This is a genomic window from Crossiella sp. SN42 (assembly GCF_023897065.1).
Taxonomy (GTDB): Bacteria; Actinomycetota; Actinomycetes; order Mycobacteriales; family Pseudonocardiaceae; genus Crossiella.
The window spans coordinates 486,410-512,051 of record NZ_JAMHIV010000001.1 but is presented as its reverse complement, the minus strand read 5'-3'; the positions used below and the strand labels follow the sequence as shown (position 1 = coordinate 512,051).

The window sequence follows — 25,642 nt, the reverse complement described above, 5'->3', positions numbered from 1 at the left end:
GTCGGCCACTATAGTGGGAATGATTTTCATTCCGATGAGTGGTGGGCATGAACGAGTACGCGACGGCGGTCACACTGCGTGAAGTCAGCGCCAGTTACGGGCGGCAGGAGGTGCTGCGCGGCATCACCGCGGTGGTGCCCGAGGCACGGGTCACCGCGATCGTCGGCCCGAACGGCGCCGGGAAGTCCTCCCTGCTCAACGTGATCGCCGGCGTGCTGCCCACCACCTCGGGCGAGGTGGCGACCACCGGTTCCGGCCGCCCCGCCTACGTGACCCAGCACAGCGAGGTCTCCGACACCCTGCCCATCACCGTGCGCGCCGCGGTGACCATGGGCCGGTGGGCGCACCGGCGGCCCTGGCACCGGCTGACCAAGCAGGACCGGGAGGTGGTCGAGGAGTGCCTGGCACGGCTGGACATCACCGCGATCGCCGGCCGCAGGCTGGGCACCCTCTCCGGCGGGCAGCGCCAGCGCGCGCTCGTCGCCCAGGGCCTGGCCCAGCAGTCCGACCTGCTGCTGCTCGACGAGCCCTCCGCGGGCCTGGACCTGCAAGCCCAGGCCCGCATCGAGGACGCGCTCGAGGAGGCCCGCCGCGAGGGGGTGACGGTGCTGCGCGTCACCCACGACCTCACCGCCGCCGGCCGCGCCGACCACTGCCTGCTGCTCGGGGCGGGCGCGCTCGTCGCGGAGGGTCCGCCGAGCACGGTGCTGACCCCGGAGCGGGTCGCCACGGCGTGGGGCGTGCCGCAGGTCCGGTGATCATGGCGTGGGGAGGGGGCTCTCCCCGAGCAGCCGGACTCCGTTGGCCGACGAGCGTCGCACCGCGTCAAAGCCCTCCTCGACCAGGTGCCGCTCGTAGTCCCGCACGACGTCCACCAGTGGGGTGCTCGGCGCGGCGTGCGCCAGTGCGGCGGCGAGCGCGGCCGCGTCCCGCAGCGCCATGTTCGCCCCGGCGCCGGCCGCCGGACTCATCGCGTGGACGGCGTCGCCGAGCAGGGTGACGTTGGAGCTGGCCCAGGGCGAGAGCGGAACGCTGCCGCGCACCGTGATCGGGTACAGCGTCGAGGTGTCCCATCCGGCGACGATGCGCCGCAACAGGGGATGCCACCCGGTGATCTGGTCGAGCACGACCTCGCGCAGCCGGGTGCCCGCCGCCGCGCGCAGGTCCTCGTCGGATAGGCCCAGCGACTCGCGGCGTCGCCCGAACATGACCGCGAGGCTGTCCGTCGCCAGCTCCAGCCGGGCCGCCGCCGCGCGTGGTCGTGCCCGGTACTCCACCGGCGCGATGCCGAGGAACCGTTGCCCCGGCCCGGAAACGGAGTTGAAGACGCTGATCATCGCGGGCGGCAGGGCGGCGCGCAGTGCCGGGGTCAGCGGCACTCGCCCGTAGATCAACCGCACCCCCGAGTCGACCACCCGGGCCTGCGGGAGGCGCTGCGCCCGGATCACCGACCCGATGCCGTCCGCGCCCACCAGCACCGTGCCCCGCCTGGCCGAGCCGTCCTCGAAGTGAGCCGTGACCCCCTCCTCGTCGGCCCGGTAGCCCACACACCGGCGGCCGAACTCCACGACCTCGTCCAGGCCGCGCAGGAGCACCTGGCGCAGCACCTGCCGGTCGAGCACGACGTGCGCAGGCGGCACGCCCGGATCCGCGGCCAGCTCGAACACCGCGGTCTGCCGCAACTGCTCGTCGAAGCCGGTCACCCGCGGCGCCGGACGGCCGGCGACCGCCCCGATGAGTGCGGACAGCTCCGGCGGCAGGCAGGCCGCGAGTGCCCGGTGGCCCTGCGCGTCGAGGTGCAGCCGATGCCCCTGCGCGCGGACCGCCGGTGCGGCATCGCGTTCATAGACGGCCACGCTGATTCCCGCGCGGCGCAAGCCCTGCGCCAGACAAAGACCGCCGAGACCGGCGCCGATCACGATCACATGCTGAGTCAAGACAGACCTCGCCAGAGTCGAGTACCGACTCCCACCTCCCCGCCACGGTGCGGCCGGGAACCCATCAGCGAGGCCAAAGCCCTTGAGGACTCAGCGAGCCCTCCGGTGAGAAGACGCCGCGAGCATACCGACACTGTCCGCGCGAGGAGCGGGGCCGCGCTGGCAGGTTGCTGCCACCGCCGGCGCTGCCCACGCTGGTGGGTGTACAAGCAAGCGATGATGTTCGGCAAGCGGAGGCGGCGGCGGGCGGCATTCGAGAAGTTGATGGCCACCCTGGAAGACCTCACGGCCGAGCTGATCTTGGCCTATGTCGCGGGCAAGTGGAATCAGGCGCTGGCCCTGGCGAGGGTGCTCGAGGAAGACTTGAAGCCTGTTGCCACCGTGCCGAGAATGGAGATATGCCTCTACCACGTCGAGTCGATTCAGCTGCGCATCGCCTTGGCGCGTGACGACGTCGACCTGGTGGGGGCCATTGCGCGCAAGGTCCATAATCCGGAGGTGTCGCGACTGGCCTTCGACGCCGTGCGGAAGTCGCTCAATCATCACAACCCGGGCCGGATATTCCGCGAGATCGAACGAGATATCAGTACGGCAAGCAATGCTGAGGGGCAGATCATGCGGATGAGGAACCCGGACCCAAGCTTGATCGGCACCAAGTTCTTTCCCAACCTCTATGTGCCGGGACGAAGTGACCAGGACTAACCGGTGACCATGTGGCTGTTCATCGGCGCGGCAGCGGTGGTGCTGCTGCTCGCGGTGCTCGCCCGGCGCTGGATCACCCGCATGCTGGTCGCCCACGCGTCCATGCGCAACGACGGCATCGGCCACTACCTCCGCCTGACCAGGACGGTCGCGCGCTTCGTCCATCCGGTCCGCCTCACCGGGGCCGGTGGCGCGGCAGACCGCTTCGACCTGTCTCTTCTCCGCAGGCGACCCGGAGTTGACCTCTGTGGGGTACCGGCCGCCGAGCTGGCCTCGCTCAGCCGGCGGTCCTACCTGCTCGTGCACCCGGCTCTCCTGGAGTTCTGGCAACGGTCCGGACTGAGCTTCCGGCGCGTGGCCGCATTTCCCAGGGAAGAGCTGCACCGCGTTCAGCTGATCCGGCACGACCCCGACGGCATCGGCGTGATCGACGACGTCTACCGGGGCATTCACGGCACCCTCGAAGTCTTCGTCACGCGCACGGTCCGCCTCTACTTCTTCGTCCTCGCCCGGCCCGATCCCCGCGCGCCAGGCCTTGGTCAACACCTCGGCCGTTAGCCCTGCCGACTTCAGTAGTACTGATCTCAGGGGGTAGCCCGGCCGGGCAGCGGGTAGTCGAGCAGCGTGGAGGCTCACTCCAGTGCTCGAAACCGACGAAGGCGGGTGGGTGATGTCATCACAGTCGTGGAGCCCGGCTCCCACTGGACCGAACCCCAGCGGTGCGACCCACGACCTGGAGGCGGTTCCGAACCGGGACATCCGCCGCCTGGTCCGCGGCCTGTTGGCCGGCCACAACGGGCTCATCGTCGACGACGCCGTCCTGGTGGCCGACGAGCTGGTCAGCAACGCCCACCGGCACGGTGACGCCCCACGCACCTGCCGGATCGCCCTGGTCAACCAAGGCCGCCGCTTGCGGATCGAGGTGGCCGACACCTCCCCGAACCTGCCCAGGATCCGGACTCCGGACCGCTTCGGCGGGCGAGGGCTGGTGCTGGTCGACCGGCTCGCCTCCGCCTGGGGCGTGTTGCCGCACGCGCACCACAAGATCGTCTGGGCTGAGCTGGCGCTGGATCGTGCGGGCAGCAGCGGCCATGCCGCGCACCTGGCCGCGGCCGCGGACTGGCCTCGGCGGAGTTGATCTCATCGCGCTGTGACCTGCTGGGACCGGGCATCGATCCGGTATGGTCCAGCCGTGGGTCATCCGCCGCACGCTGAGCCGTCACCACCGGGGCTGGACATCGTCCGCCATGTCATGGCCGGAACCGTGGTCATCTCGGTTGTCGGCGACGTCGACACCGACACCGCGCCTGCGCTGCAGGCCGCGGCCGCCAGCGCCATCGACGACACCACGGGCGAGGACTGCGTCCTGGACCTGACCGAGGTCAGCTTCCTGAACTCGGCAGGCCTCACGGCCCTGGTGGAGGCCACCGCCCATGCGGAAGCGCGACGGGAACCGCTGCGCATCGTGGTGGACTCCAACCGCCCGGTCATCCGGCCGATCGAGCTCACCGGCCTGGACGAGCTGCTCCGGCTGTACCACACCGTCGAGGAAGCCCTGGCAGCCGGAAACCAGTCCCAGCGCCACGAGAGCTGACCGCGCGGGCTCACCTGGGCCGGTCGGCGCGCAGCGCCAGCTGGGTGCGGTTGGCGCACCGCAACCGCGTCATGAGCCGGGAGACGTGTCCTTTCACCGTGCCCTCGCTCAGGTACAGCCGGGTGGCGATGTCGGCGTTGGACAGTCCTTCGGCCAGCAGCGCGAGCACGGCGCGTTCCCGTTCGCTGAGCGCGTCCAGCTCCGGGTCGGCGCGCCTCGGTGGTTCGCTGGAGCGATGCCGGCGCAACCGGTCCAGCGCTTCGGGGGAGAGCACCGACGCGCCGGTCGCCGCGGCCAGCACCAGCGGCACGAGCTGGTCCGGCGGGGTGGTCTTGAGCAGGAAGCCGTGCGCGCCGGCATCCAGCGCGGCCAGCACGTGCTCGTCGGTGTCGAAGGTGGTCATCGCGACCACCACGGGCGGATCGGGCAGCGCGCTGATCTCCCGGGTCGCGCTGATCCCGTCCGGCTCGGGCATGCGCAGGTCCATCAGCACCACCGCGGGCCGGTGCCTGCGGACCGCCGCGATGCCCGCCGTACCGCCGTGGGCCGCCGCGACCACGGTGATCTCACCGGTGGCCGAGAGGATGGTGCGCAGGAACTCACAGACCATGGGCTCGTCGTCCACCACCACGACCGGCACCGGTCCGGGATGCGTGCTCACCGCTGGTCCGCCGTCCCCGCAGGGTCTCGCTCAGCGGGCTCGGCAGCGCCGCCCGCGGGCAGGCTGACGCGCAGAGCGTAGCCACCCTCCGGGGTGGGCCCGTGCGCGCAGGTCCCGCCGAGCACGGCCACGCTCCGGCCCAGGCCGGTCAGTCCGCGACCGGAGCCAGGGCCGGCGCCGTCTGTGCCGATTTCGTTGCGCACCAACACTTCCACGGTGTCATCGATGGTGATCCGCACCTGCGTGGGCGCGCCAGGGGCGTGCCGTCTGGTGTTGGTCAGTCCTTCCCGCACCACCTGGTTCACGGTACGGGCCAGGGCGGGGGGCAGCCGGTCGAGGTCACCGGTGAGGTCCAGTCGCACGTCCTGCCCGGCGGCACGCGCCTCGGCGACCAGCGTGTGCGGTGCCGGGGTGGCCGGCTCGGGCGGGCTGAGCAGGTCGAGCAGCTTGCGCAGCTCGGCCAGGCCGTCGTTGCCCAGCCGGCTCATCTTCTCGGCGGCGGCGCGGGCGGGTGGGTCGGTGGTGGTGACGGTCAAGGCGTTGGCGTGCAACACCAGCAGGGTCAGCACGTGCCCCAGGCTGTCGTGGATCTCCGCGGCCAGCCGTTGCCGCTCCTGTTCCCTGGCCCGCCTGGCCACCTCGGCCCGGTCCCTGGCAAGCGCGGCCACCCGGTCCCGCCGGGCGCGCCGCAGCCTGGCAGCCAGACTGACCGCCACGCCACCGAGGATTGGCGTGGTCGTGTTGGCCAGCGTGGACAGCACGGACGGGCCCGCGCCGGCCAGCATCGTGTGCACGACCGCGGCCAGCGGATAGCCGGCGGCGAAGACCGCGGCGATCCGCAGCTGACGCGGGGTGCGCGCGTGCGCCACGGTGAGCACCGTGGCCCAGGTCAGGGTGAGCGGGACCCACGGCACCCCCTGGGCGATCAACAGCGGTCGCCACGGGGAGTCCAGCAGCAGCAACGAGGTCGCGACCACCGTCACCGCCGCCATGGCCAGGTGGGGCGAGGTGCGGAACCGGGTGACCACGGCGGTCGCGGCCAGCTGCGCGAGCAGCCCGAGCGCGATCGGCAGTGCCCGGGAGCTGGGCGGGCCGGGCAGCACCACGAGCCCGAACCACGCGCCGAGCACGGCCAGCAGCGTCATGAGCAGCGGCAGCCAGCGGACCAGGCGGGGGTTCTCGACCACCGCGTGATGGTAGGTCGACGGGTGCCGCGGGTGTGCCGTCCGCGCCGCAGGTCCTGACTTTCGTCGCACCGGCACTGACTTTCGTCGCGCCAGGCTGACCGAGCGGCACACCAGGCTTGTCTCTTCGCCACTGGTGACCGGTGGTCATCGCGCAGCAGGCTGGGTGGCCGGAAGAGCCGATCGAACGGGGGAATGGCGATGGTCAGGTGGCGACTCGCGGCGGTGGTCACAACGGTGGTGGCAGGACTGGCGGCCGGGCTGCCGACAGGACTTCAGACGGCTGCCGGTCACCCAGGCGGAGACACTGTGCGCACCACCGCGGGGCTGGTCCGTGGCGTGGTGGACGACCAGGTGCGCCGGTTCTCCGGGGTGCCCTACGCCGCGCCGCCGGTCGGCCAGCTGCGCTGGCGAGCGCCGCAACCAGTGCGGCCGTGGCCGGACGTACGGGATGCCGGCAAGTTCGCGCCGCCGTGCCGGCAGGCCGTTGGCGAGATCCAGCACAGCAGCGAGGACTGCCTGCACCTGAACGTGACCACACCACTGCGCGGGCGCTGGCCCAAGCCGGTCATGGTGTGGCTGCACGGCGGCGGCAACTTCGGCGGCACCGGCAACGAGGTCGATGCCCGGCGGATGGTCACCAGCGGCGACGTCGTGGTGGTGACGATCAACTACCGGCTCGGCGTGTTCGGTTTCTTCGGTCACCCCGGGCTGGCCGACTCGGGCTCCTTCGGGCTGCTGGACCAGCAGGCGGCGCTGCGCTGGGTGCGGGACAACGCCGCGGCCTTCGGCGGCGACCCGCGCAACGTGACCCTGTTCGGGGAGTCCGCGGGCGGCATCGACGGCTGCGCCCAGCTGACCTCACCGCGGGCACGCGGCCTGTTCGACAAGGTGATCCTGCAAAGCGGCAGCTGCTCATTCCCCGGCTGGGGGATCGTGCCGGGGATCTGGGGCACGACCTCGGAACCCGCCCGGGCTGGGGGCGCAGCGCGCTCGTACTGGCCAGCCCGGCAGGAGGTGGTGGCCAGCGGCGCCAACGCGGCCACCGAACTGGGCTGCCCGGCCGGGCCCGACGCGCTGGCCTGCCTGCGCGAACTGCCGGCGGAAGCGTTGCTGGGCAGGATGACCGAGTTCGGCGCACCGGCCGCCGGCACCGCCACACTGCCGCTGGACCCCGGTCACGCGGTCGCGGCCGGGGCCTTCCACCGGGTGCCGGTGCTCACCGGGCACACCCGCGACGAGGCCCGGCTGGTCACCGCCTGGTCCGAGCTGCCGGACAAGCCGATCACCGAGCAGCGGTTCCACGCCCTCACCGAGCAGGCCTTCGGCGAACACGCAGAACTCGTCCGGCGACGCTATCCGCTGACAGACCACGGCAGTCCCGCGCTGGCCTGGGCGGCGTTGGACACCGACCGCGGCATGGCCTGCCCGCAGCTGCGTGACGCCCGCGCGTTCGCCGCGCGGATGCCTGCCTACGCCTACGAGTTCGCCGACCGCACCGCACCCCCGTACGCACCACTGCCGCCGGGTTCGATGCCCGACGGCGCCGGGCACGGCGCGGAGCTGACCTACCTGTTCGACATGGCCGGGAAACCCGTGGACTGGAACGGAAAACTGGTGCCGCACACCGAACCCCAGCGAGCACTGGCCGCCACCATGATCGGCTACTGGACCCGGTTCGCGCGCACCGGCGATCCCAACGGCCAGGCCCCGCGCTGGCTGCCGGTGGACCGGGACGCACCGCGCTCCCAGGAGCTCCGCACCGGCGCGGACGGGGTCGGGCCGGTGGACGCCTGGAGCGCGCATCAATGCGCCTTCTGGGCCACCATCGGCACTTGAAGTGTCCACTGTGGAGGGTGCGCGGCCGTCAGTTCGAGGAGCGGGGCCGCTCTGGCTGACGGTCGCGAGCGCCACGGGCACTGAGGAACCTGATGGGACGAATCAGCGCCCGGTAGAAGGGCCGCACCACCCGCCCCGGAAGCAGCCCGTGCCGCTCCTCCGCCCAGACCCTGCCCCGGGGATGACTCCTGAGCAGAGGGCCTTCGGTATTTGCCGGGGCCGCGGTCAGGAGCTCGATGCCGGCGAGGTGTTTGACGTTGATGTAGCCGTACTGGCTGGGGCTGACCAGGCGGACCGGTGCGCCGTGGTCGCTGTCGAGCGGGCGGCCGTTGAGGTTCTGCGCGATGAGCACGTCCTCGGCCAGGAGGTCCTCGATCGCCGCCGTGGCTTTCCACCCGTCGAGTCCGCGAAAGGTGAGGTGGGTGATCGATGTCCCGGTCGGCAACGCCGGTTCGAGGACAGCGCGGTAGAACGTCGCGAACGAGACGCCTTCCCAGCGCAGCCCGGTTGCCGACCAGCCGGCCACACAGTGGAAGTCGGCGGTGATCTCCTTGCGGGGCAAGGATGAGAGCGAGGCGAGCGGCAGGTCGAACTCCTTGGTCACCGCCCCGCGCACCTCGATCAGCGGATCGAGCGGAACGGGCGGGGCGGGCCGGGAAAGGTGGGTGCCGAACCGGGGAAAGCCCTCAACCCGGCGCTGTCCTGGCGGGAGTTTGTTGCCGTGCCTCATCGACCATGCCTTTCGCCTTCGTCACCAGTCACTGGCTCACCATCTCCCCGGCCGCCTGGCATGGGGTCACCCGCGAGAGTGAGGCCGCTCCTTCGCAGGAGTGGTGCTGAGCTCACGCAGGATCTCCACCGGCCGGCGAGATCGCGCTCAGCCGGGTGCTCGGCCGCACGATGTTGTGCGGCCCGGCGAGCCGGGCGCAGGTTGGGTGGTGGTGACCGGCCTGGCGTCGGCGGCGCTCCCCGCCAGGCCGGACGCGATCGCCGTCATGCGCCGACGTCGGCAGGTAAGGAGCAGGTCAGCGCCGGGTGCGGAAAGATCGTTTTCTGAGCTGTGGAAGTGATTGCAGCCATTACTCCATGTTTCGTTGAAGTTTCGCTGAGTGACCTATACGCTAACGATTGTTCTGGGAGCGCTCCCAGATCATCAACGCTCAATCATCCGGAGAATGGAGGCCCATCCATGCGTATGCGCAGTACCTCGGGGCCCGTTACCAGACGGCGGAGCATCATCGCAGTGATCATCGCGCTGGCCTGCATGTTCGTCTGGGCCCCGACGGCCTCGGCGCACGGCACCATCGTCAGTCCCGCCACCCGCGCCTACCAGTGTTGGCAAACCTGGGGCAGTCAGCACACGAACCCTGCCATGCAGCAGCAGGATCCCATGTGCTGGCAGGCTTTCCAGGCCAACGCGGACACCATGTGGAACTGGATGAGCGCCCTGCGGGACGGGCTTCGCGGCAACTTCCAGGGATCGACCCCCGACGGACAGCTCTGCAGCAACGGCCTTGCACGCAACAACTCCCTGAACAACCCGGGCCGGTGGAAGACCACCAACGTCGGCAGCAACTTCGCGATGCGCCTGTACGACCAGGCCAGTCACGGTGCTGACTACTTCCGGGTCTACATCAGCAAGAACGGGTTCGACCCAACCACCCAGCGCCTCGGTTGGGGCGATCTCGACTTCATCACCCAGACCGGCAGGTACGCCCCGGCCAAGGACATCACCTTCAACGTCCAGACCTCTGGCGCCTACCGGGGACACCACGTCGTGTTCACGATCTGGCAGGCTTCACACCTGGACCAGACCTACATGTGGTGCAGCGATGTGAACTTCGGCTAGAACTCCGGCCGGCCAAACGGAATTCGAAGGCCAGCCCGGTGCCGGCGGTACTGGCACCGGGCCGGCCTTTCGACGGGGAGGACCCGGGCGGGCCCAGCACAGGGAGACACGCGAGCCTCGTCGACAAGGTTGATCACGTGATCGGACTCGCGGACGGGTGAGTTGTGCCGAACCCGGGACCGGTCCCGGTGACTCCCCGCAGACTCGGGAAGCGTGAAGTGGCGTGGCAGAAGGAGATCAGCGGCGGGCGCCGTTGCGCGCGGGCCGGCCCGGCGCGGGACGTTCGTGGTTCGGTGGCGGCTGCGGGCCGGTGGTCTGCTGAGCGGTGCCTTGCTGATCGCCGGCCTGGGTTTGCTGGGGCTCGTGGTGCTGGCCATCCCGTGGTGGATCCCCGAGGTGTTCCGGTCCGTGCACGACGTTGGCTCGTTGCTGATCGCGCTGTTCGCCGCGCTCTTCTTCCTGTGCCTGCCCGCGGTGGTGGCGGTGGTCGCCGGAAGCCGCCCCGGCAACGCCGTGCTGCACCGGCGCGTGCTGGCCATGGACGGGCAGGGCGTCTGGATCTACAAGTCGGCCATGTGGCGGTCCACCCCGCACCTGGTGCCGTGGCGCGAGGCCGGCCCGGTTCGCCTGTCCACCCTCGATCCCGCCGACGATGACGGAAGTGGGCTGGGACCGGTGTTGGTGCCGTGGGACTTCCTGACCTTCGGTGAGCCACCCAAGGACACCATCGGCCTGGTGGGGCTGACCGCGACCGCCGAGGAGATCGTCCGGCAGGCCCGGCTCCGCCAACCGGAGCTGACCGTCCTCGACCAGCGCACGCCCCCGGCCCCGGGGCTCGGTGGCTGGGTACTACGCCGGCGTCGCCGCTCCCGCTAGTCAGCCTGGGGCGCCGCGACGATCGCGGTCGTCTCGCTGGGCAGCGCGGCGACGTTGTCCACGGTGAAGCCGGCCCGCTCCAGCAGGGCGGTGTACTTCTCCAGCGTCCGGTGCCCGCCTCCGGTCGTCATGAGCAGGTGCAGGTCCCACAGGGAGGGCAGCACGGTGGGCTCCTCGTCGGAGACGACGCGTTCCAGGATCGCCAGCCGGGCGGAGGGGTCCGCCATCGCGGCTCGGCAGTTCCGGAAGACGCGCACGACGTCCTCATCGCTCCAGCCGGCGAGCACCCGGCAGAGGAAGTAGACGTCACCGCCTGCCGGAACGGCCTCGATCATGTCACCGCCGGAGAGCTCGACCCGGTCCAGGCCGACGGTGGCGGCCAGGTTCTGCGCGGCGACCGGGATGACGTGGTCGCGGTCCATCACCTTGGCCCTGGCATCCGGCACGGCAGCAAGAATCGCGGCGGTGAGCTGGCCCGGACCGGCGCCGACGTCCACGAACGTCTTGCCGGACAGGTCGATGACCTCGGGCACGTAGTCGAAGAAGAGGTTGCCCGCCTTCATCGCCAACTGGAAGCGCTCGCTCAGGTCGGTCTGGTGGCTGAGGCGGCGGTACAGCGGCTCGCCGAAGGCGATCTCGAAACCTGCGGTCAGCGTGCTGATCGACTCCTTCGCGTGCCCCCACGTGACGTAGAATTCCTCGCCGTAGAGCAAGCACATGTTGCGCAGTGAATCCGGAGTGTCGGTCAGCAAAGTACTGGTAGCGGTGTTCCGGTACCCGTCCGTGCCATTGCCCTCGAATACCCCCATCGCCACCAGCAGGCGCATCAGCCGGTGCACGCCCTCAGCGGCGGCCCCGGTCGCCGCGGCGAGCTCCTCGTCAGTGGTCCGCCCGGCTGCCACCAGGTCCGGAACGCCGAGTTTTACCGCCGTGTAAACGCACTGTGAACGCCACCCGCCGGTGACGAGTTCGACAACTTCCTGGGCGGCCTTCAAGTCGACCTTCACGGCCCAGCCCCTTTCTGTCGCCCCTTGTGCCCGCTGTTCTTAGTACACCAGTGGAAACGTTGTCAATGATTAACCGCACGCGCGCCAACGGACGCCGAGTTCACGCGCTTACCAGGATTCCGAGAAAAAGGGAGACTTGTTAGAAAATTGCGAAATATCCTTGGCGTATGCCAGATTGGGCACGTAGTATCCGTGTCAACCATCTGTTCGCGTTTACCGACAGTGAGTCTCCCGGATGCGCTGAAGGGCGGATCTCGTGTGCCAGCAGACTCTTCCCGACCGCAAGGCCGCAGCGGCACGTCTCCTGCTGGAGTGCCCGCAGTGGTCGGACCGGCGGATCGGTTCGGCAACGGGTCTGGCCGCGAAGACCGTCGGCCGGGAGCGGAACCGCCTGGGCCGCCACACCGGCGCCAGGGTGGGCCAGGATGGCCGCGTCCGGCCGACGAACAGCGCCGAGCGACGTCTGCTGGCCAGGGAGCTGATGGCGGACCAGCCACACCTGTCGCTGCGGCAGATCGCCGCCGCGGTCGGCATCTCCCCGGAGACCGCCCGCGCCGTCCGCCGCGAGCTGCGCGGCGGCCCTCGCCCCTCGGCCCGGCGCGTTTCCCCTGCCACGCCGCGGCCGGTGGACGACTCACCCCGGCCCGATCTCCCGGCGTTACTGCACTGGCTGCGCCGCGATCCGTCGGTCAGGTCCAGCCACAACGGCCGTGTGCTGCTGCGACTGCTGCACCTGCAACAGCACGCACGGGCGTCCTGGATCGACATGGCCGACCACATCCCGGTCCACTGCCGGCGCCTGCTGGCCGAGTTCGCCCGGCAGAACGCCGCGGTGTGGCGAGTGTTCGCGGACCGGCTCGAACTCGACACGGAAGGTGCTGCCGAATGCCCGGTATCCCGCCCATCGCCCACTACCGGTTGCCGGCCCTCGGTGACTTTCCCCCCTCGGTCGCCTCGTGGACGATTGACCCCGCCCGCGCGGTGCTCCTGATCCACGACATGCAGCGGTACTTCCTGCGGCCGCTGCCCTCCGGCCTTGCCGGGGAACTCGTGCAGAACGTGGCGGGGCTGCGCGATCGCTGCCGTGCCGCCGGGATGCCGATCGCCTACACGGCCCAGCCCGGTGACATGTCCGATGAGGACCGCGGGCTGCTCAAGGACCTCTGGGGTCCTGGCATGCGCGTGGACCCGGTGGACCGGGAAATCGTGGAGCCGCTGACCCCTGAGCCAGGGGACTGGCTTTTCACCAAGTGGCGCTACAGCGCGTTCCACCGCAGCGACCTGCTGGCACAGCTGCGCGAGAACGGCCGCGACCAGCTGGTGATCTGCGGCGTGTACGCCCACGTCGGCGTGCTGATGACCGCCGTCGACTCCTTCACCAACGACATCGAGACCTTCCTGGTGGCCGACGCCGTCGCCGACTTCTCCGAGGAGCACCACCGGCGGACGCTGCGGTACGCGGCGGACTGCTGCGCGGTCGTGCTCAGCGCCAAGGCGGTGCTGCCATGACAGACCTGCTCGATGAGGTGCTCAGCTCGCCCGAGCGCCCCTTCGCCGTGCTGCACCGGCCGCTCACCACCGGTGCGACAAAGCTGGAAGTGCTCACCGGCGAGGTGACGTCGGTGTCCGCGCTCGCCGACATCCCGATCGCCGAGGGGCCCGGTCCGAAGACGCTGGCGGTGGTTCCGCACCGGCAGGTCCGGGAACGGGGACTCGCCCACATCGACGACGGCGCGCCACTACTGGTGATGCGGGTGCGCGAGCACGCCGTGCTGCCGAAGCGGAGCGCGCTGGACCGGCTGCCCGATGAGCCGATCGAGCTGTCCGGCGCCCACTTCGACGTCGACGACGACGCCTACGCCGAGATCGTCCGCCGGGTCGTCACCGACGAGATCGGCACCGGCGAGGGCGCGAACTTCGTCATCCGGCGATCGTTCCTGGCCGAGATCGGCGGCTACCACCCCGGGCTCGCGCTGGCGTTCTTCCGGCGGCTGTGCGAACGGGAGTCCGGGGTCTACTGGGCGTTCGTGGCGCACACCGGCGACCGGACCTTCGTCGGCGCCAGCCCGGAACGGCACGTCACCGTCGGCGACGGCGTGGCGACGATGAACCCGATCAGCGGCACCTACCGGTACCCGGCCGACGGGCCGACGCTGCCCGGGGTGCTGGACTTCCTCGCCGACGACAAGGAGATCGACGAGCTGTACATGGTCCTCGACGAGGAACTGAAGATGATGTCGCGCTTCTGCGAGGACGGGGTGCGGGTGGTCGGTCCGCGGTTGAAGGAGATGGCCCGGCTCGCGCACACCGAGTACTTCATCGAGGGCCCTACCCGCCGGGACGTGCGGGAGATCCTGCGCGAGACGATGTTCGCGCCCACGGTGACGGGCAGCCCGGTGGAGAACGCCTGCCGGGTGATCGCCCGCCACGAGTCCCGTGGCCGCGGCTACTACGGCGGCGTGATGGCGCTCATCGGCCACGACGACACCGGGCAGCAGACCATGGACTCGGCCATCGTGATCCGCACGGCCGAGATCGACCGGGCAGGCCGGGCGGAGATCGGTGTCGGCGCGACGCTGGTGCGCCACTCCGACCCGATGTCGGAGGCAGCCGAGACCCGCGTCAAACTCGCCACGTTGCTGTCGGCCTTGCAGGAACGCGCGGTGTGCTGGCAGGAACATCCCGACGTGCGGGCGGCGCTGGACCGGCGCAACACGCGGCTCGGCGCGTTCTGGCTGGCCGAACGTGACCCAGGGCCGTGCCCGGACAACTGGCTCTCCGGCAAGCGCGCGCTCGTGATCGACGCCGAGGACACCTTCACCGCCATGATCGCGCACCTGTTGCGCTCGCTCGGGCTGGAGGTGGTGCTCCGCCGCTTCGACGAGGAGTGCCGGAGCGAGGACTACGACGTCGTGGTGCTCGGCCCGGGGCCGGGCAACCCCGGGGACCACGCGAATCCGAAGATCGCGCGGCTGTCCGAGGCGGTGCGGTCGCTGCTGCGCGGAGGTCAGCCGTTCCTCGCGGTGTGCCTGAGCCACCAGGTGCTCTGCGGCGTGCTGGGGCTCGAACTCCACCAGCGCGAGGTGCCGAACCAGGGTGTGCAGCGCGAGGTCGAGCTGTTCGGGGAGCGCGAGGTCGTCGGGTTCTACAACACCTTCGCCGCGCGCAGCGACGATGATCGCCTGGAGCACCCGGAGGCGGGCCTGGTCGAGATCAGCCGCGACCCGCTGACCGGCGAGGTGAACGCGTTGCGCGGCAATAGGTTCGCCTCGATGCAGTTCCACGCCGAGTCCGTGCTGACCCTCAACGGCCCGGCCATCCTGCACCGGCTGCTCGACACCATGCTCCGCGTGCCCGAGGTGCAATGCCCGTGAAGGCCGTGATCGCCTGGTGGGACCGCGACGCCGTCCCCACGCTCGACATCCCCGCGCTCCGCGAGTCACTGCTGGCTGAGGGGACCGGTGCCTGGGCCGCGGTGCCGGGCCTGGTCACCAAGTTCTGGATCTCCGACGGCGCCAGGTGGGGCGCGGTCATGGTGTTCGAGTCCGAGGAGGCCGCCCGGCAGAGCCTGCCGCCGAACCGGGCGGCCGAGCTGATCGGCCATCCGGCAACCGTCCGCCACGCCTTCGACGTCGAGGCTTTCGTGACACCACAAGGGAAACCAGCATGGCAGTGAACGTTGTGCACACCGAGATCGGCCCCGAGTTCAGCACGCCGCCCGCGGACCCGATCCCGTTGCTGCGCCGCTGGAGCGAGCTGGCGGCCGAACGTGGCGTCCGCGAACCCGGCGCGATCGCGCTGGCCACCGTGGCCGCCGACGGCCGCCCGTCCAGCCGGATGATCCAGCTCAGCGGGATCACCGACCGTGGCCTGGTCTTCGCCACGCACGCGGGCAGCCGCAAGGGGCGGGAGATCGAGGCGACCGCGCGGTGCTCGGGGGTGCTCTACTGGCGGGAGACGAACCAGCAGATCACCTTCGGCGGCACCGTCGAAGACGCGGGTGACAGCGTGGCGGACGCGCTGTGGACCCGGCGCAGCGCCGCGGCCAACGCCATGTCGGTCGCCACCCGGCAGAGCGAACCGCTCGCCGACGAGGAGGAGCTGCTGGCCCGGGCCCGGTCATTGGGCTCACCACTGGCCCGGCCCGGTACCTGGGTCGCCTACGAGCTGGTGCTCACCGAGGTCGAGTTCTGGCAGAGCAGCCCCGACGGGCTGTACCGGCGGCTGCGCTTCCACCTGGCGGGTCCGGGCTGGACGACGGTCCGGTTGCAGCCATAACTCAGACGAGGAACACGCCCCTGGCGACGACCACGGCGGACCCCGCGACCTCGACCATGTCCACACCGCCCTCCGCGAAATGCGCGGTGGCGTACATGGTCGAGGTCCGGCCCATCTCCACACCCTGCTGGATCTCGATCTCCGTACCGGACTCCAGCAGGCCGTGCCGCACCAGGTGCACCGCCAGCGGCCCCGCCGCGGAACCGGTCGCCGCGTCCTCGGCGACCCCGTAGGCCGGGGAGAACATCCGCAGCCGCCACCGCGTGCCGGAGCCCGCGAAGCAGTTGGCCGCGACGTCGAGATGACGTTCCAGGGCAAGGAGATCAGGACGGACAGCGGACAACGCCGGAATGCCGGGCAGTCCGACGTAGACGTGCCGCGGCCCGTTGCGGTACACCTCGACCGGCAGCGTCGATGACGCCAAGCCCAGTGCGGTGAGCAGGTGCTCGGTGTGCTCGTAGGGCTCCCACTCCGGGTTCGGCTGGCGCATGCGCGCGGACACGACCCGGCCGTCCGCGCGGTGCAGCTCGAACGGGATGGCGCCCATGTGGGTCTCCATCAGCAGCCGGTCGCCCGGGATCGACTCACCCAGCGCGATCGCGGTGCCGAGGGTCGGATGCCCGGCGAAGGGCAGCTCGTTGACCGGGGTGAAGATGCGCACCCGCACATCGCCGCCGTTGGCAGGCGGCAACACGAAGACCGTCTCGGACAGGTTCAGCTCGCGGGCGATCCGCTGCATCCGCTCACCGGGAATGTCGGCGGCGTCCAGGAACACCGCGACCGGATTGCCCAGCAGCGGGGTGCCGGTGAACACGTCGACAACCAGGTAGTTGTGCACGAGGCGCACACTAGGTGCCCGCATCGGTTTGCCACCAAGGAGATGTCCAACCGCGGACTGTCGCAACTGGACGGCGCATTGCCGCGCGGGCGGGAGCTGTCCGAGCATTGCCGGTATGACGAACGCTACGACGGAAGCCGAACAGCGCGCGCACAACCGGGCCGTTGTGGAGGACTACCTCAGCCGTTACGGGGAGAACCGGCTGACCAGGTACCTGCTGTTCACCGAGGACGGTAGCGCGGGTCTGTACACGGCCGACACCACCGATCCGATCGTCTCGACCGGGCACGAGAAGCTGAAGGCCCACGGCGAGTGGTCGCTGCGGATGTTCCCGGACTGGAAGTGGTTCAACATCGAGGTCTTTGAGACCCAGGACCCCGGCCGGTTCTGGGCCGAGTGCGACGGCGAGGGCGAGATCCGCTATCCCGGCTACGAGCCGGGCTTCTACCGCAACCACTTCATCCACTCCTTCGAGTTCCGCGACGGGCGGATCCTCCGGCAGCGGGAGTTCATGAACCCGTTCAACCAGTTGCGGGCGCTCGGCATCGAGGTGCCCACCATCAACCGCGGCGGTATCCCCACCTGAGATTGACGCCGGCCCGGCCGCGGCTGCTGGCCCAGACGTGCTGCCGCAGAACAACAATCGTCCCCCGGCAGGCAGCGTCACCACCATTGACAGCCACCCCGGCGCCACCGGCCACGCCGCCCTGCCCGGGATTCGGATCCTTCCCCACCCGGGAGTCAAGGACATGATCACCGTTCTTGGCGATCATGTCCTTGACCATTCGGGTGGCTCTTCGCGCTGGGATGTTCAGCCGCTCACCGTGATATTGGAGTTTCCGCTGCTCTGATAGCCTTCCGTGGCAAGGATCATGTAATAGCGGAAACTTCCCAGGCTCATTCCGGCGCGGGCCCACGCGTCGAAGTGGTTGCCCGTGGTGATGGTTCCGCCCGTCTTCTTCGACTGCCGGACACTCCAGTACTGGGGGAAAGTGCGAGTGCCTTCGACAGAGGGGGCGTTGTACCGCATCGTGTGGTAGATGTCGTACGTGCCGCCGTCACTGCTGACCGTGCCCCGGTGCGTCCCTGTGGGCCGGTAGGTGCCCCAGTTGTCGACGACGTAGTACTCCACGAGCGGGTTCGACGTCCAGCCGTAGAGGCACAGATAGCCATTGCCGGACGGATTGAAACTGCCGGAGTAGTTGACACTCCTGCGCCCGCCGTTGCTCCAGCCCTTGCCGCACACGAAGTTCCCGGTGTTGCGCCATGAGGTGCTGTAGTTGCCGCCGCCTCCGAGGGTCATGGAGACCGTCCCGTTGGCGTCGGTCCAGAACGAATAGTAATAGCCGTTGTGGGTGCCGGTCTGGTTTGTGGTGATCGTCTGGGCATGGGCGGTGCCGGGCAGTATCAACCCGGACGTCGCGAGCGCCAGCGCGCCGGCGCCGCCGATGAAGCTTCTGCGACTGATCGAGCGGGCAGGGGCTTGGTCCTCGTACATGCTTCCTCCTCATTGAGGCTGGCGGAGGCCAGGCAACGCGATACACGCGATCCGACCCGCGAAACCTGTAGACGGCCAGGGCGATGCCGACCGGACTTCGGCGTCGCGCAACGAGACAGGGTCTGGCCGGGCGTCATGGGGGTCGACGATCGGAGAGCCAGGGCACGCGGGTGACTCACAGTGTCAATCCGGGCTCGCGGAGTGTCAATAGTTTCGAAAAAGTCGCGAAAACTTGCCTGAACCGAATGATCTCCGGAGGGAGTGTCACTCCAGGTCAGCGGCTCGGGATAACTGATCAACTCTCGAGTTGATCGAAAACCGTCTCGATCTAAAGATCAATATCGACGAAGGTGGGTGCGAAACTTTCGATAATGGACCTCGCGCTTGCCGCCAAGGAAGAGATGCGGTTCGGGCTGGGCGGCGGTCGCGAATCGCTCGGTGCGCACGGGTGATCGCGGAACGTCTGGTGATGGGGCGTTAGCACGAGCTGTCTCTTCGCCGCGTCTGGCGGCGGTCACACGATGGGTGCGGCCAGCGCGGGTTCGTCCACGGTGAGGTTCTCCGGCAGTCGTTGCGCCGCGTGCAGGGGCACGAGCTCGGACTGCAGCACCATGGCGGCGGCACCGATCGCGGGGGCGGTCGCCGCCGTGTGGGACAGCCGCACCTCGACCGTGTGCACCCCGCGGGCGAAGAATCCCCGGTCGAGTTCTTCGCGCACGATCGGCAGGTACACCGATCCGGCGATGGCGAAGCTCGGTCCGGTGAGCACGAGGAACTCCACGTCCATGATGTTGGCCAGGGTGCGGGCGGCCACCGCGACATACCGCGCGGAGCGTTCGAGGATCGCGGTGGCCTGTGGTTCGCCTCGGCGGGCCGCGCGGCTCACCGCCGCGAAGTCCGCCGCCAGGGACTGGTGGGATCGTTTGGCGTCGACCAGGCGGGCCAGTGCCTGGTCCGCGCGGGCTGCGGCGACGACCGCGGCGGGTCCGGCCAGTGCCTCGACGCAACCGCGCGCCCCGCACCAGCACTCGGGACCCATGGCCTCGACGCACACGTGCCCGATCTCGCCTGCGTTGCCGCTGTTGCCGCGGTAGGTGATGCCGCCGATCACGATGCCCGCGCCGATCCCGGTGCCCATGTAGAGCGCGGCGGAGGTGGAGGCGCTGCCCATGCCGCCCGACCAGTGCTCGCCGAGTGCCGCGGCGGTGGCGTCGTTGTCCAGCACCACCGGCAGGCCGGTCGCGGCCGCGAGCTCCCGGTCGACGGGGTAGTCCTCCCACTTGCGCATCGGCGGCGGTGTGCGGGTCATACCGGTGCTCGCGCAGAGCGGACCGGGGGAGACCAGCCCGAGGCCCAGCACCCGGCTCGGCTCGACGCCGACCCTGGCGATGAGCGCCGCGACCTCCCCGGCCATGCGCTGAATGATCACGGACGGTTCCTGGCCGCCGGCGCCGGGTCTGGTGATGCGGGCGACCACCGCACCACCGAGGTTGGTCAGCACGTAGGTGATGCCTCCGTGGTCCAGGTGCACGCCGACCGCGTAGCGGGCGTTGTGGTTCAGCTGGAGCAGCACCCTGCGTTTGCCGCCGGTGGACTCGGCGCGCCCGGTCTCCAGCACGAGGCCCTCGTCGAGGAGCTTGCGGACCGCGAGGGAGATCGTCGCGCCGGTCAGTCCGGTCGCGTTGATCAGGCCGACCCGGCTGATCGTGCCCGCCGCTCGGATGATGTCCAGCACCGCGGCTTTGCTGCTCGCGTGCGGGGTGCTGCGGGCCGGGCCGTTCACGGTGACCTCCGCGGGCTTACTTCGCGTACTGATCAAAGGCTAGCAAGCCGGGGCCGCGGGCGGCGCGCACGTTAACGCCAGTGAACGGCCGGGTATTGACTTTATTTCTTCATCTACCTAAGAATCTACCCGATGGTGTGATGCAGCCCACCCAGAGGTCCCCCGGTCAGTGAGAGGATCCACGATGTCCCTGAAGTCACAGCGAGTGCGCGTCGCCGCAGCCGGCTTGGCGGTGCTCGGCCTGGTGGCGACCGGATGCGGCGGCCCCTCCCCGGGCACCAGCTCGGCGGAGGCCGAGACGTTGGTCGTGTTCAACGGCCAGTCCGGGGACTACCAGGGCAACTTCAACCCGTACTCGCCGAGTGAGAACGAGGGACGGGGCACGTTGTTCGAACCGCTGTTCTTCTTCAACGCCATGAAGCGGGACGCGGAGCCGAGGCCGCGGCTGGGCAAGGAGTTCTCCTGGAACGCCGACGGCACCGAGCTGTCGGTGACCTTGCGCGAGGACGTCAAGTGGTCGGACGGGCAGAAGTTCTCCGCGAAGGACGTCGTGTTCACCCTCGACATGGTTCGCAAGAACAGCACCATGAACGCGACCGGCTACCAGGGCACGGCCACCGCCATCGACGACACCCACGTCGTCATCAAGTTCGGCCAGCCGTCCTTCACCGAGGGGCCGCAGGTGCTCGGCAGGCTCTGGATGGTGCCCGAGCACCTGTGGAAGGGCATCGCCACGCCGGCCACCGACCCGATCAAGAACCCGGTCGGCACCGGCCCGTTCCTGCTGGAGGAGTTCAAGGCGCAGGCCATCACGCTCAAGGCGAACCCCGGCTACTACGGCGGCGAGCCCGCCGTGAAGAAGATCCGCTACCTGGCCCTGTCCGGAAACCAGGCCGGAACCGACGCGCTCAAGGCGGGCAAGGTCGACTGGCTGACCGGCCCGGTCCCGGACATCAAGAACGTCGAGAAGAACTACCCCGGCTACCGGGCCATCACCATCCCGCAGAACCAGACGGCGCTGTTCACCTGCTCCAACGTCGAACTCGGCTGCACCGGCCCGCAGACCGACCCCGCCGTCCGCAAGGCGATCTACTACGGCATGAACCGCGCGCAGCTCAACACGCTCGCCTTCCAGGACACCTCGAGTGAGATCTCGCCCGGGTTCGCGCTGCTGGAACGGGACCAGCCCTACATCTCCGGGAAGCTGCGGGAGAAGGCGGCGCCGATGAGCCCCGAGGTGGCGAAGGCGACCCAGCTGCTCGAGGGCGCCGGCTACACCAAGGGCGCCGATGGCGTGTACGCCAAGGACGGCAAGCCGCTGACGCTGACCGTGAAGGTGGTGACCGGCTGGACCGACTACATCACCGCCGTCAACACCATCGGGCAGCAGCTGCAGCAGGTGGGCATCAAGGTGACCCCGCAACAGCTCTCCTGGAACGAGTGGTCCGACGCGCGCGCCCAGGGCGGTTTCGAGCTGCTGATCGACTCGGTCTACCAGGGCCCCGCCGCCGACCCGTACTACACGTTCAGCTACTTCTTCGCCGGTCACAGCACGGCGCCGGTGGGCGAGTCCGCCAACCCCAACTTCGGCCGGATGAAGGACGCGCGGGTCGACGAGGCGCTCGCCGCGTTGAAGCGCGTGGACCTGAAGGACCGGGCGGCCCGGCAGCCCCACCTCGACGTGATTCAGACCAGGATCGAGGAGGTCATGCCCTACATCCCGGTGCTCACCGGCGGCACGACCAGCGAGTACAACGCGAAGAAGTTCACCGGCTGGCCCACCAAGGACGATCTCTACGCCTTCCCCGCGGTCTGGTCGCGGCCGGAGCACTCCGAGATCTTCATCAAGCTCAAGCCCGCGGGCAAGTGACGAACCGATGGCGTACTACGCCCGGAAGCTGACGTTCTACCTGGTCGCCCTCTGGGCGGCGGTGACCCTGAACTTCGTCATCCCGAGACTCATGCCGGGCAACCCGGTGGACATCCTGATCGCGAGGCTGCAACAGCGCGGCGGCTCGATCGACCCGTCCGTGCGGCGCTCCTACGAGCTGTTGCTCGGCACCGGCCGGGACGAGTCCGTGGTGAGCGAGTACTTCGCCTATCTGGGCAAGCTCCTCCAAGGCGACCTCGGCATCTCGGTGAGCGTCTTCCCGGCGCCGGTGTCGGAGGTCATCGCGGCCTCGCTGTGGTGGACGATCGCGCTGGTCGGCATCGCGACCCTGCTGTCGTTCGTGCTGGGGGTCGCGCTCGGCGCGGTGGTCGGCTGGCGGCGCGGCACCTGGCTGGACACGCTGGTGCCCGCCACCACCGTGCTCGCGGCGGTGCCGTACTTCTGGCTCGCGCTGCTGCTGGTGGCGCTGCTGTCCTCGGCACTGGGCTGGTTCCCGTTGCTCGGCGGGTACGACGTGGTGCTGTCGCCGGGGTGGAACGCCGAGTTCATCTCCTCGGCGCTCTACCACGGGACGCTGCCTGCCCTGACCATCGTCATCTCCTCGGTCGGCGGGTGGCTGCTGGGCATGCGCAACATGATGGTGTCGGCCATGTCCGAGGACTACGTGCTGACCGCACGCGCGAAAGGGCTGCGGGAGAGCCGGATCATGATCCGCTACGCGGCGCGCAACGCTGTGCTGCCGTCGGTGGCCGGTTTCGCGATCTCGCTGGGGTTTGTGGTCGCGGGCTCGATCGTCACCGAGCAGGTCTTCTCCTATCCCGGCATCGGCGGGCGATTGCTGCAAGCGGTGCAGAACAACGACTACGCGTTGATGCAGGGCATCTTCCTGGTGATCACCATCGCCGTGCTCGGCGCCAACCTCGTGGTCGACCTGCTCTACGCCCTGATCGACCCCCGAACCCGCGTGAGCGGCTGAGAGGAGCGGGCCGTGACCAACATCAGCACAGTCACCACCCCGTCCGCCGTCGCGGCGACGAGGGCGGGCTGGCGGTCGATGCTGCCGCGCTGGACGCCGCGGCTCGGCGTCGGATTGGGGCTGATCCTCCTGATCACCCTGTTCGGCGTGCTCGGGCCGTTGTTCACCGGCGATCCGGACACGGTGCGCGACATCGGCCTGACCCCGCCGGGCGGCGAGCACCCGGTGGGCACCACCCAGACCGGCCAGGACGTGCTGGCCCAGCTCGCCCACGCCACCAGGGGCTCGTTGCAGATCGGCCTGCTGGTGGGCGTGCTGGCCACCGTCCTGTCCGCCTTCTTCGGCATCATCGGCGCGTACGCAGGTGGCTTCACCGACGAGTTCTTCTCGTTGTTCTCCAACGTGATGCTGGTGATCCCCGGCCTGCCGCTGGTGATCGTCATCGCCGGGTTCGTGCCTGCCGACCAGCGCGGCGCGTGGACGATCGCGATCGTGCTGGCGATCACCAGCTGGGCGGCGTCGGCCCGGGTGCTGCGGGCGCAGACGCTGTCGTTGCGCAACCGCGACTACGTCGCCGCGGCGCGCGTCGCGGGGGAGCGGCCCTGGCGGGTGGTCACGGTGGAGATCCTGCCGAACCTGTTGCCGCTGCTGGCCTCCCAGTTCGTGTTCGCGGTGATCGCGGCGATCCTCGGCGAGGCCGGGCTGTCCTTCCTCGGGCTGGGCGCCTCCAACTCCTCGACGCTGGGCACGATGCTCTTCTTCGCCCAGAACGGGTTCGCCCTGCAACTCGACGCGTGGTGGTGGTTCGTCCCGCCGGGACTGATCATCGCGTTGTTCGGATGCGGTCTCTCGTTGGTGAACTTCAGCATCGACGAGGTCATCAACCCGAAGCTGCGGGAGGTGCCGCTGCGCGCGGACCGGGTTCCGGTGGCGACGCCTGCGCGACCGGCCGCGCGCGCGAACGACGAGGTGGTGCTCACCGTCGAGCGCCTTTCCGTGGTGTACCAAGGACCTTCGCCGGTGCATGCGGTGCGCGAGGTCTCCTTCACGCTGCGCCGGGGCGAGATCCTCGGCTTGGCGGGGGAGTCCGGGTGCGGCAAGACCACCCTGGCCTACGCGGTCAACCGGCTGCACCGCCCGCCCGCTGAGGTGACCTCCGGGTCCGTGACCTTTCACGACCGCGACGGCGCCGACATCGACGTGCTGGCACTGGCGCCGGAAGAGCTGCGCGCGTTCCGCTGGTCGAAGCTGTCCATGGTCTTCCAGGGCGCGATGAACGCGCTCAACCCGGTGACGACCATCGGTGCGCAGCTGGACGACGTGCTCAGCACGCATCGGCCGGAGATGTCCCGCGGCGATCGGCGGCAGCGGTGCGCCGAGGTGCTGGAACTGGTCGGTGTCGACCCGCGGCGGCTCGGCTCCTTCGCCCACGAGCTCTCTGGCGGCATGCGGCAACGGGTCATGATCGCGATGGCGCTGCTGCTCGACCCGCAGGTCATGATCATGGACGAGCCGACCACGGCGCTGGACGTGGTGGTGCAGCGCGGCATCCTGCAGGAGATCCTGCGGTTCCGCGACGACCTGGGCTTCGCGGTCGTCTTCATCACCCATGACCTGCCGCTGCTGCTGGAGATCGCCGACCGGATCGCGGTCATGCGCGAGGGGCAGATCATCGAGCTCGGCACGGCGGAGCAGATCCACCGCGCCGCCGAGCACCCCTACACCCGTGAGCTGCTCGCCGCTTTCCCCAGCCTCACCGGGGAACGCGGCGGGTTCATCCGCGACGCCGAGCCGGTGCCGCCCGAAGGAGGACTGCGATGACCACGCTGCGGGCCCGCGATCTGGTCAAGGACTTCACCGTCCGCGGCGGCCTGCGCCGCAGCACCCTGCGCGCGGTCGACGGCGTCTCCTTCACCCTGGAACCCGGCCGGACCGTGGCGCTCGTCGGCGAGTCCGGCTCGGGCAAGTCGACCATCGCGCGGATGATCGCCCGCCTGGAGCGGCCCACCGCGGGCGAGATCGTGGTCACCGGCCCGGCGGGTGTCCCGGTGCGGGACCGCGACTACCGGCACCGCGTGCAGATGGTGTTCCAGGACCCGTTCGCCTCGCTCAACCCCTTCCACACGGTCGAACACCACCTGGCCCGCCCGCTGCGCCTGCACAACAGGGCGAGCGGACGTGCGGAGACGGCCCAGCGGGTGGAGGAGCTGCTGGCGCGGGTGACCCTGCTGCCGCCCCGCGACTTCCTCCAGCGGCGGCCGCACGAGCTCTCCGGCGGCCAGCGCCAGCGGGTCGCCATCGCCCGTGCGCTCGCCCCGGGCGCGGAGATCGTCATCGCCGACGAGCCGGTGTCCATGCTGGACGTCTCGATCCGGCTCGGTGTGCTCAAGCTGCTCGCCCGGTTGCAGCGCGAGGAGAACCTCGCCGTCCTCTACATCACGCACGACCTGGCCACGGCCCGCCACTTCTCCGACGAGATCCTGGTGCTGTACCGGGGCCGGGTGGTCGAACGCGGCCCGGCCGACGCGGTGATCCTCGATCCCCGCCATCCCTACACCAAGCTGCTCGCGGCGGCCTCGCCGGACCCGGAGGCCCGCGGCCGCACGGTCGAGGCCGGGCGCGACCTCGTGGTCGCAGCGGGCACCGGCGCGGCCTACGACCACCACACCGGACAGTGGGAGGGCGCCGCGTGATCCGGTCCCCTGCCAGCCAGCTCCCCTGCAAGCGAT

The 25,642-nt window shown here is 69.9% G+C and carries 27 protein-coding genes; 19 read left to right on the top strand and 8 right to left on the bottom strand.

The features are described from left to right. Nucleotides 1-47: 47 nt before the first annotated feature. On the top strand, nucleotides 48-758 hold the full coding sequence (gene aztA, locus M8C13_RS02195; RefSeq protein WP_252478706.1) for a zinc ABC transporter ATP-binding protein AztA: 711 nt from the start codon (nucleotides 48-50) through the stop codon (nucleotides 756-758). On the opposite strand, the gene M8C13_RS02190 is transcribed toward aztA, so the two are convergent. Then, a complete protein-coding gene (locus M8C13_RS02190; protein WP_252478705.1) occupies nucleotides 759-1,919 on the bottom strand; it encodes an FAD-dependent monooxygenase in 1,161 nt (386 codons plus the stop codon). It lies immediately after the preceding gene. Between the two features lie 234 nt (nucleotides 1,920-2,153). Here M8C13_RS02190 and M8C13_RS02185 point away from each other — a divergent pair, with 234 nt between their 5' ends. The 4 genes from M8C13_RS02185 to M8C13_RS02170 all read left to right on the top strand — a co-directional run bounded on the left by M8C13_RS02185 (nucleotide 2,154) and on the right by M8C13_RS02170 (nucleotide 4,233). Further along, nucleotides 2,154-2,639, top strand: a complete 486-nt coding sequence (locus M8C13_RS02185) for a hypothetical protein (RefSeq protein ID WP_252478704.1) — start codon at nucleotides 2,154-2,156, stop codon at nucleotides 2,637-2,639. Nucleotides 2,640-2,642: 3 nt separating this feature from the next. After that, nucleotides 2,643-3,197 (top strand): hypothetical protein, encoded by a 555-nt coding sequence (locus tag M8C13_RS02180; protein ID WP_252478703.1) that lies wholly within the window; start codon nucleotides 2,643-2,645, stop codon nucleotides 3,195-3,197. Between the two features lie 112 nt (nucleotides 3,198-3,309). Continuing rightward, entirely contained in the window at nucleotides 3,310-3,777 is a 468-nt protein-coding gene (locus tag M8C13_RS02175) for an ATP-binding protein (protein WP_252478702.1), read from the top strand. Between the two features lie 114 nt (nucleotides 3,778-3,891). Next, the gene (locus tag M8C13_RS02170) at nucleotides 3,892-4,233 is read left to right on the top strand and encodes an STAS domain-containing protein (protein WP_252478701.1); all 342 of its coding nucleotides are present in this window, start codon (nucleotides 3,892-3,894) and stop codon (nucleotides 4,231-4,233) included. 10 nt (nucleotides 4,234-4,243) lie between these two features. Here the strand turns inward: M8C13_RS02170 and M8C13_RS02165 are convergent, their stop codons facing one another. Together M8C13_RS02165 and M8C13_RS02160 are read right to left on the bottom strand one after the other, a co-directional pair. Beyond that, a complete protein-coding gene (locus M8C13_RS02165; protein WP_308202753.1) occupies nucleotides 4,244-4,894 on the bottom strand; it encodes a response regulator transcription factor in 651 nt (216 codons plus the stop codon). Beyond that, nucleotides 4,891-6,081: a sensor histidine kinase gene (locus M8C13_RS02160; RefSeq protein ID WP_252478700.1), complete on the bottom strand. Its 1,191-nt coding sequence runs from the start codon at nucleotides 6,079-6,081 to the stop codon at nucleotides 4,891-4,893. The genes M8C13_RS02165 and M8C13_RS02160 overlap by 4 nt, the downstream gene beginning before the upstream one ends. Before the next feature lie 306 nt (nucleotides 6,082-6,387). Between M8C13_RS02160 and M8C13_RS02155 the strand changes: the two genes are divergently transcribed. Further along, nucleotides 6,388-7,917, top strand: a complete 1,530-nt coding sequence (locus M8C13_RS02155) for a carboxylesterase/lipase family protein (protein WP_252478699.1) — start codon at nucleotides 6,388-6,390, stop codon at nucleotides 7,915-7,917. 28 nt (nucleotides 7,918-7,945) lie between these two features. On the opposite strand, the gene M8C13_RS02150 is transcribed toward M8C13_RS02155, so the two are convergent. Further along, nucleotides 7,946-8,647: a molybdopterin-dependent oxidoreductase gene (locus M8C13_RS02150; protein WP_252478698.1), complete on the bottom strand. Its 702-nt coding sequence runs from the start codon at nucleotides 8,645-8,647 to the stop codon at nucleotides 7,946-7,948. Between the two features lie 459 nt (nucleotides 8,648-9,106). Here M8C13_RS02150 and M8C13_RS02145 point away from each other — a divergent pair, with 459 nt between their 5' ends. Both M8C13_RS02145 and M8C13_RS02140 read left to right on the top strand, forming a co-directional pair. Then, entirely contained in the window at nucleotides 9,107-9,766 is a 660-nt protein-coding gene (locus M8C13_RS02145; RefSeq protein ID WP_256508400.1) for a lytic polysaccharide monooxygenase, read from the top strand. Between the two features lie 285 nt (nucleotides 9,767-10,051). Continuing rightward, nucleotides 10,052-10,642, top strand: coding sequence for a hypothetical protein (locus M8C13_RS02140; RefSeq protein WP_252478696.1), 591 nt, complete (start codon nucleotides 10,052-10,054; stop codon nucleotides 10,640-10,642). On the opposite strand, the gene M8C13_RS02135 is transcribed toward M8C13_RS02140, so the two are convergent. Next, a complete protein-coding gene (locus M8C13_RS02135; RefSeq protein WP_252478695.1) occupies nucleotides 10,639-11,649 on the bottom strand; it encodes an acetylserotonin O-methyltransferase in 1,011 nt (336 codons plus the stop codon). The genes M8C13_RS02140 and M8C13_RS02135 overlap by 4 nt on opposite strands. 256 nt (nucleotides 11,650-11,905) lie before the next feature. On the opposite strand from M8C13_RS02135, the gene M8C13_RS02130 reads away from it, so the two are divergent. The 5 genes from M8C13_RS02130 to M8C13_RS02110 are packed head-to-tail and all read left to right on the top strand — an operon-like array spanning nucleotide 11,906 to nucleotide 15,927. Next, a complete protein-coding gene (locus M8C13_RS02130; RefSeq protein WP_252478899.1) occupies nucleotides 11,906-12,640 on the top strand; it encodes a streptomycin biosynthesis protein in 735 nt (244 codons plus the stop codon). Then, nucleotides 12,631-13,158, top strand: coding sequence for an isochorismatase family protein (locus tag M8C13_RS02125; RefSeq protein ID WP_308202752.1), 528 nt, complete (start codon nucleotides 12,631-12,633; stop codon nucleotides 13,156-13,158). The genes M8C13_RS02130 and M8C13_RS02125 overlap by 10 nt, the downstream gene beginning before the upstream one ends. Continuing rightward, on the top strand, nucleotides 13,155-15,023 hold the full coding sequence (locus M8C13_RS02120; protein ID WP_252478693.1) for a chorismate-binding protein: 1,869 nt from the start codon (nucleotides 13,155-13,157) through the stop codon (nucleotides 15,021-15,023). The genes M8C13_RS02125 and M8C13_RS02120 overlap by 4 nt, the downstream gene beginning before the upstream one ends. Further along, nucleotides 15,020-15,325: a hypothetical protein gene (locus M8C13_RS02115; protein WP_252478692.1), complete on the top strand. Its 306-nt coding sequence runs from the start codon at nucleotides 15,020-15,022 to the stop codon at nucleotides 15,323-15,325. The genes M8C13_RS02120 and M8C13_RS02115 overlap by 4 nt, the downstream gene beginning before the upstream one ends. Next, a complete protein-coding gene (locus M8C13_RS02110; protein WP_252478691.1) occupies nucleotides 15,316-15,927 on the top strand; it encodes a pyridoxal 5'-phosphate synthase in 612 nt (203 codons plus the stop codon). The genes M8C13_RS02115 and M8C13_RS02110 overlap by 10 nt, the downstream gene beginning before the upstream one ends. A 1-nt stretch (nucleotide 15,928) precedes the next feature. On the opposite strand, the gene M8C13_RS02105 is transcribed toward M8C13_RS02110, so the two are convergent. After that, nucleotides 15,929-16,765, bottom strand: a complete 837-nt coding sequence (locus M8C13_RS02105) for a PhzF family phenazine biosynthesis protein (RefSeq protein ID WP_252478690.1) — start codon at nucleotides 16,763-16,765, stop codon at nucleotides 15,929-15,931. A 115-nt stretch (nucleotides 16,766-16,880) separates the two neighbouring features. Between M8C13_RS02105 and M8C13_RS02100 the strand changes: the two genes are divergently transcribed. After that, nucleotides 16,881-17,351 (top strand): PhzA/PhzB family protein, encoded by a 471-nt coding sequence (locus M8C13_RS02100; RefSeq protein WP_252478689.1) that lies wholly within the window; start codon nucleotides 16,881-16,883, stop codon nucleotides 17,349-17,351. Between the two features lie 37 nt (nucleotides 17,352-17,388). Further along, on the top strand, nucleotides 17,389-17,616 hold the full coding sequence (locus M8C13_RS02095) for a hypothetical protein (protein WP_252478688.1): 228 nt from the start codon (nucleotides 17,389-17,391) through the stop codon (nucleotides 17,614-17,616). Here M8C13_RS02095 and M8C13_RS02090 read toward each other — a convergent pair. Both M8C13_RS02090 and M8C13_RS02085 read right to left on the bottom strand, forming a co-directional pair. Further along, entirely contained in the window at nucleotides 17,577-18,263 is a 687-nt protein-coding gene (locus tag M8C13_RS02090) for a glycoside hydrolase family 11 protein (protein WP_252478687.1), read from the bottom strand. The two genes, M8C13_RS02095 and M8C13_RS02090, sit on opposite strands and share 40 nt — an antisense overlap. A 514-nt stretch (nucleotides 18,264-18,777) precedes the next feature. Beyond that, nucleotides 18,778-20,046 (bottom strand): ROK family transcriptional regulator, encoded by a 1,269-nt coding sequence (locus M8C13_RS02085; RefSeq protein ID WP_252478686.1) that lies wholly within the window; start codon nucleotides 20,044-20,046, stop codon nucleotides 18,778-18,780. A 184-nt stretch (nucleotides 20,047-20,230) separates the two neighbouring features. Between M8C13_RS02085 and M8C13_RS02080 the strand changes: the two genes are divergently transcribed. Genes M8C13_RS02080 through M8C13_RS02065 form a run of 4 tightly spaced genes read left to right on the top strand, consistent with a single transcriptional unit; the run spans nucleotide 20,231 to nucleotide 25,606 of the window. Further along, entirely contained in the window at nucleotides 20,231-21,916 is a 1,686-nt protein-coding gene (locus M8C13_RS02080; RefSeq protein WP_252478685.1) for an ABC transporter substrate-binding protein, read from the top strand. 7 nt (nucleotides 21,917-21,923) lie between these two features. Beyond that, nucleotides 21,924-22,913 carry an ABC transporter permease gene (locus M8C13_RS02075; RefSeq protein WP_252478684.1) on the top strand — a complete coding sequence of 330 codons (990 nt, stop codon included), beginning with the start codon at nucleotides 21,924-21,926 and terminating at the stop codon, nucleotides 22,911-22,913. 12 nt (nucleotides 22,914-22,925) lie between these two features. Continuing rightward, nucleotides 22,926-24,734 carry a dipeptide/oligopeptide/nickel ABC transporter permease/ATP-binding protein gene (locus M8C13_RS02070; RefSeq protein WP_252478683.1) on the top strand — a complete coding sequence of 603 codons (1,809 nt, stop codon included), beginning with the start codon at nucleotides 22,926-22,928 and terminating at the stop codon, nucleotides 24,732-24,734. Further along, nucleotides 24,731-25,606: an ABC transporter ATP-binding protein gene (locus M8C13_RS02065; RefSeq protein WP_252478682.1), complete on the top strand. Its 876-nt coding sequence runs from the start codon at nucleotides 24,731-24,733 to the stop codon at nucleotides 25,604-25,606. Before M8C13_RS02070 ends, M8C13_RS02065 begins: the two co-directional genes overlap by 4 nt. Nucleotides 25,607-25,642: the final 36 nt, after the last annotated feature.

What these genes read in the sequence shown, in the direction of transcription:
- M8C13_RS02065 (WP_252478682.1), top strand. Translation starts at nt 24,731, where the DNA reads ATGACCACGCTGCGGGCCCGCGATCTGGTCAAGGACTTCACCGTCCGC.
- M8C13_RS02170 (WP_252478701.1), top strand. Translation starts at nt 3,892, where the DNA reads ATGGCCGGAACCGTGGTCATCTCGGTTGTCGGCGACGTCGACACCGAC.
- M8C13_RS02075 (WP_252478684.1), top strand. Translation starts at nt 21,924, where the DNA reads ATGGCGTACTACGCCCGGAAGCTGACGTTCTACCTGGTCGCCCTCTGG.
- M8C13_RS02100 (WP_252478689.1), top strand. Translation starts at nt 16,881, where the DNA reads ATGACGAACGCTACGACGGAAGCCGAACAGCGCGCGCACAACCGGGCC.
- M8C13_RS02110 (WP_252478691.1), top strand. Translation starts at nt 15,316, where the DNA reads ATGGCAGTGAACGTTGTGCACACCGAGATCGGCCCCGAGTTCAGCACG.
- M8C13_RS02120 (WP_252478693.1), top strand. Translation starts at nt 13,155, where the DNA reads ATGACAGACCTGCTCGATGAGGTGCTCAGCTCGCCCGAGCGCCCCTTC.
- M8C13_RS02080 (WP_252478685.1), top strand. Translation starts at nt 20,231, where the DNA reads ATGTCCCTGAAGTCACAGCGAGTGCGCGTCGCCGCAGCCGGCTTGGCG.
- M8C13_RS02145 (WP_256508400.1), top strand. Translation starts at nt 9,107, where the DNA reads ATGCGTATGCGCAGTACCTCGGGGCCCGTTACCAGACGGCGGAGCATC.
- aztA (WP_252478706.1), top strand. Translation starts at nt 48, where the DNA reads ATGAACGAGTACGCGACGGCGGTCACACTGCGTGAAGTCAGCGCCAGT.
- M8C13_RS02185 (WP_252478704.1), top strand. Translation starts at nt 2,154, where the DNA reads ATGATGTTCGGCAAGCGGAGGCGGCGGCGGGCGGCATTCGAGAAGTTG.
- M8C13_RS02150 (WP_252478698.1), bottom strand. Translation starts at nt 8,647, where the DNA reads ATGAGGCACGGCAACAAACTCCCGCCAGGACAGCGCCGGGTTGAGGGC.
- M8C13_RS02175 (WP_252478702.1), top strand. Translation starts at nt 3,310, where the DNA reads ATGTCATCACAGTCGTGGAGCCCGGCTCCCACTGGACCGAACCCCAGC.
- M8C13_RS02090 (WP_252478687.1), bottom strand. Translation starts at nt 18,263, where the DNA reads ATGTACGAGGACCAAGCCCCTGCCCGCTCGATCAGTCGCAGAAGCTTC.